1 tRNA gene and 3 rRNA genes are annotated in these 5013 nt (G+C 49.4%); all 4 read right to left on the bottom strand.

The annotated features are described in order from the left end of the window. Window position 1: 1 nt before the first annotated feature. A 5S ribosomal RNA gene (gene rrf / locus SFC32_RS08450) occupies window positions 2-117 on the bottom strand. A gap of 85 nt (window positions 118-202) precedes the next feature. Further along, window positions 203-3102 (bottom strand): 23S ribosomal RNA (locus tag SFC32_RS08455). A gap of 147 nt (window positions 3103-3249) precedes the next feature. Continuing rightward, window positions 3250-3322: transfer RNA gene (locus tag SFC32_RS08460), tRNA-Ala, on the bottom strand. Window positions 3323-3376: 54 nt separating this feature from the next. Continuing rightward, window positions 3377-4925: ribosomal RNA gene (locus tag SFC32_RS08465) — 16S ribosomal RNA — on the bottom strand. Together the 16S, 23S and 5S rRNA genes with 1 tRNA gene alongside form the textbook arrangement of a ribosomal RNA operon. Window positions 4926-5013 lie beyond the last annotated feature (88 nt).

The raw sequence follows: 5013 nt of genomic DNA on the forward strand, positions 1-5013 counted from the left end.
TGCTAAGCGACTACCATATCTAACAGGGGGCAACCCCCAACTACATCAGGCGTGCTAGGGCTTAACTTCTGTGTTCGGCATGGGAACAGGTGTATCTCCTAGGCTATCGTCACTTAACTATGATTGATTATCCAATCAAAATTGAATACCTATATATTCTAACAAGAAACCTACGCGCTGTCAATATTGACTCGTTTCATTTTTGGATAAGTCCTCGAGCTATTAGTATTAGTCCGCTACATGTGTCACCACACTTACACTTCTAACCTATCTACCTGATCATCTCTCAGGGCTCTTACTGATATAAAATCATGGGAAATCTCATCTTGAGGTGGGCTTCACACTTAGATGCTTTCAGCGTTTATCCCTTCCCTACATAGCTACCCAGCGATGCCTTTGGCAAGACAACTGGTACACCAGCGGTAAGTCCACTCTGGTCCTCTCGTACTAGGAGCAGATCCTCTCAAATTTCCTACGCCCGCGACGGATAGGGACCGAACTGTCTCACGACGTTCTGAACCCAGCTCGCGTGCCGCTTTAATGGGCGAACAGCCCAACCCTTGGGACCGACTACAGCCCCAGGATGCGACGAGCCGACATCGAGGTGCCAAACCTCCCCGTCGATGTGAACTCTTGGGGGAGATAAGCCTGTTATCCCCAGGGTAGCTTTTATCCGTTGAGCGATGGCCCTTCCATGCGGAACCACCGGATCACTAAGCCCGACTTTCGTCCCTGCTCGAGTTGTAGCTCTCGCAGTCAAGCTCCCTTATACCTTTACACTCTGCGAATGATTTCCAACCATTCTGAGGGAACCTTTGGGCGCCTCCGTTACCTTTTAGGAGGCGACCGCCCCAGTCAAACTGCCCGTCAGACACTGTCTCCGATAGGGATAACCTATCTAGGTTAGAGTAGCCATAACACAAGGGTAGTATCCCAACAACGCCTCCACCGAAACTAGCGTCCCGATTTCATAGGCTCCTACCTATCCTGTACATGTGGTACAGATACTCAATATCAAACTGCAGTAAAGCTCCATGGGGTCTTTCCGTCCTGTCGCGGGTAACCTGCATCTTCACAGGTACTAAAATTTCACCGAGTCTCTCGTTGAGACAGTGCCCAAATCATTACGCCTTTCGTGCGGGTCGGAACTTACCCGACAAGGAATTTCGCTACCTTAGGACCGTTATAGTTACGGCCGCCGTTTACTGGGGCTTCAATTCACACCTTCGCTAATGCTAAGCGCTCCTCTTAACCTTCCAGCACCGGGCAGGCGTCACCCCCTATACATCATCTTACGATTTAGCAGAGAGCTGTGTTTTTGATAAACAGTTGCTTGGGCCTATTCACTGCGGCTGACTTAAAGCCAGCGCCCCTTCTCCCGAAGTTACGGGGCCATTTTGCCGAGTTCCTTAACGAGAGTTCTCTCGCTCACCTGAGGCTACTCGCCTCGACTACCTGTGTCGGTTTGCGGTACGGGTAGAGTATAATTAACGCTAGAAGCTTTTCTTGGCAGTGTGACATCACTAACTTCGCTACTTAACTTCGCTCCCCATCACAGCTCAATGTTAGAGATATAAGCATTTGACTCATATCACACCTCACTGCTTAGACGTGCACTTCCAATCGCACGCTTTAGTTAGCCTACTGCGTCCCTCCATCACTATATACTCTAGTACAGGAATATCAACCTGTTGTCCATCGGATACACCTTTCGGTCTCTCCTTAGGTCCCGACTAACCCAGGGAGGACGAGCCTTCCCCTGGAAACCTTAGTCATACGGTGGACAGGATTCTCACCTGTCTTTCGCTACTCATACCGGCATTCTCACTTCTATGCGTTCCAGCGCTCCTCACGGTACACCTTCTTCACACATAGAACGCTCTCCTACCATACCTAAAAGGTATCCACAGCTTCGGTAATATGTTTTAGCCCCGGTACATTTTCGGCGCAGGGTCACTCGACTAGTGAGCTATTACGCACTCTTTGAATGAATAGCTGCTTCTAAGCTAACATCCTAGTTGTCTGTGCAACCCCACATCCTTTTCCACTTAACATATATTTTGGGACCTTAGCTGGTGGTCTGGGCTGTTTCCCTTTCGACTACGGATCTTAGCACTCGCAGTCTGACTGCCGATTATATCTCATTGGCATTCGGAGTTTATCTGATATTGGTAATCCGGGATGGACCCCTCAATCAAACAGTGCTCTACCTCCAAGAGACTTAACATCGACGCTAGCCCTAAAGCTATTTCGGAGAGAACCAGCTATCTCCAAGTTCGTTTGGAATTTCTCCGCTACCCACAAGTCATCCAAGCACTTTTCAACGTGCCCTGGTTCGGGCCTCCAGTGAGTTTTACCTCACCTTCACCCTGCTCATGGGTAGGTCACATGGTTTCGGGTCTACGACATGATACTAATGCGCCCTATTAAGACTCGGTTTCCCTACGGCTCCGTCTCTTCAACTTAACCTCGCATCATATCGTAACTCGCCGGTTCATTCTACAAAAGGCACGCTCTCACCCATTAACGGGCTCGAACTTGTTGTAGGCACACGGTTTCAGGTTCTATTTCACTCCCCTCCCGGGGTGCTTTTCACCTTTCCCTCACGGTACTGGTTCACTATCGGTCACTAGAGAGTATTTAGGGTTAGGAGATGGTCCTCCCAGATTCCGACGAGATTTCTCGTGTCTCGCCGTACTCAGGATACTGCTAGGGTTAAAGACTATTTCGAATACGAGGCTGTTACTCTCTTTGGCTTACCTTCCCAGGTAATTCTTCTATAATCTTGTCGTCCCACGTCGCAGTCCTACAACCCCGATGTGTAAACACATCGGTTTGCCCTCTTACCTTTTCGCTCGCCGCTACTAAGGCAATCGCGTTTGCTTTCTCTTCCTGCAGCTACTTAGATGTTTCAGTTCACTGCGTCTTCCTCTACATTACCTTAACAGTAATGAGTGACATGCATTACATGCCGGGTTCCCCCATTCGGACATCTCTGGATCAATGTTTACTTACAACTCCCCAAAGCATTTCGTCGTTAGTCACGTCCTTCATCGGCTTCTAGTGCCAAGGCATCCACCGTGCGCCCTTATTAACTTAACCTTATTTTGGTCTGTTGACCTTAAACTCATTAAATCACAGCGTTTCGGTTTATTTCTTGTTACTATCTACAATTCAATTTCTTGAATCGTGGAATTTGATATAGATATTCAATTTTCAATGGACAATCTTTTGAATCTTTCGATTCAATGGAGCCTAGCGGGATCGAACCGCTGACCTCCTGCGTGCAAAGCAGGCGCTCTCCCAGCTGAGCTAAGGCCCCACAAGACCTCTCAAAACTAAACAATACTCCAAACGTGCTTCCGTTTATCCTTAGAAAGGAGGTGATCCAGCCGCACCTTCCGATACGGCTACCTTGTTACGACTTCACCCCAATCATCTATCCCACCTTAGGCGGCTGGCTCCTAAAAGGTTACCTCACCGACTTCGGGTGTTACAAACTCTCGTGGTGTGACGGGCGGTGTGTACAAGGCCCGGGAACGTATTCACCGCGGCGTGCTGATCCGCGATTACTAGCGATTCCGACTTCATGTAGGCGAGTTGCAGCCTACAATCCGAACTGAGATTGGCTTTAAGAGATTTGCTTGCCGTCACCGACTCGCGACTCGTTGTACCAACCATTGTAGCACGTGTGTAGCCCAGGTCATAAGGGGCATGATGATTTGACGTCATCCCCACCTTCCTCCGGTTTATTACCGGCAGTCTCGCTAGAGTGCCCAACTTAATGATGGCAACTAACAATAGGGGTTGCGCTCGTTGCGGGACTTAACCCAACATCTCACGACACGAGCTGACGACAACCATGCACCACCTGTCACCGATGTTCCGAAGAAACTTCCTATCTCTAGGAATAGCATCGGGATGTCAAGACCTGGTAAGGTTCTTCGCGTTGCTTCGAATTAAACCACATGCTCCACCGCTTGTGCGGGCCCCCGTCAATTCCTTTGAGTTTCAACCTTGCGGTCGTACTCCCCAGGCGGAGTGCTTAATGCGTTAGCTGCGGCACTAAGCCCCGGAAAGGGCCTAACACCTAGCACTCATCGTTTACGGCGTGGACTACCAGGGTATCTAATCCTGTTTGCTCCCCACGCTTTCGAGCCTCAGCGTCAGTTACAGACCAGAGAGCCGCTTTCGCCACCGGTGTTCCTCCATATATCTACGCATTTCACCGCTACACATGGAATTCCACTCTCCCCTTCTGCACTCAAGTCTAACAGTTTCCAAAGCGAACAATGGTTAAGCCACTGCCTTTAACTTCAGACTTATTAAACCGCCTGCGCTCGCTTTACGCCCAATAAATCCGGACAACGCTCGGGACCTACGTATTACCGCGGCTGCTGGCACGTAGTTAGCCGTCCCTTTCTGGTAAGTTACCGTCACTGTGTGAACTTTCCACTCTCACACACGTTCTTCTCTTACAACAGAGCTTTACGATCCGAAAACCTTCTTCACTCACGCGGCGTTGCTCGGTCAGGGTTGCCCCCATTGCCGAAGATTCCCTACTGCTGCCTCCCGTAGGAGTCTGGGCCGTGTCTCAGTCCCAGTGTGGCCGATCACCCTCTCAGGTCGGCTATGTATCGTCGCCTTGGTGAGCCGTTACCTCACCAACTAGCTAATACAACGCAGGTCCATCTACTAGTGAAGCAATTGCTCCTTTCAAGCATCTAACATGGGTTAAATGCTGTTATGCGGTATTAGCTATCGTTTCCAATAGTTATCCCCCGCTAGTAGGCAGGTTACCTACGCGTTACTCACCCGTTCGCAACTCTTCCAACTTTAGCAAGCTAAAGTCTTCAGCGTTCTACTTGCATGTATTAGGCACGCCGCCAGCGTTCGTCCTGAGCCAGGATCAAACTCTCATTTAATCTTGTTCTCATTCTGTCACTGACAGATTTATCGTTTTTGACAGGTTACTTCCGTAACCCGCACGTTTGGTTCGTATTGTTCAGTTTT

The organism is Streptococcus sp. TATVAM-FAB8 (genome assembly GCF_046592795.1).
Lineage (GTDB): Bacteria > Bacillota > Bacilli > Lactobacillales > Streptococcaceae > Streptococcus > Streptococcus ruminicola.